This window comes from Acinetobacter sp. USHLN143, assembly GCF_037145695.1.
Classification (GTDB): Bacteria; Pseudomonadota; Gammaproteobacteria; order Pseudomonadales; family Moraxellaceae; genus Acinetobacter; species Acinetobacter fasciculus.
The window spans coordinates 1-223 of sequence record NZ_JBBCWZ010000316.1; the positions used below are offsets into that span (position 1 = coordinate 1).

General features: G+C 39.5%; 1 pseudogene. It reads left to right on the forward strand.

The features are described from left to right. Positions 1-223 (forward strand): annotated as a pseudogene (locus tag WFH18_RS18190) (IS4 family transposase); the annotation flags it as partial.

The following is a 223-nucleotide window of genomic DNA, read 5'->3' on the forward strand; positions in this document are numbered from 1 at the left end:
TATGAACACTCAAAAGTAGCTCATAAATTTCGCTTTAAGAATCCCTTGTATTCCTTGGATGCCAGTCATATTGACCTGTCGCTTTCCTTATGTGAATGGGCCAAAGTTCACAACTCAAAAGCCAGCATGAAACTCAGCATAGGATTGAATCACAGCAATGATATTCCTGAGTTTGTTGCAGTTGAAAATGGCAAAGAAAATGACATGGTACAAGGCCGCAAAT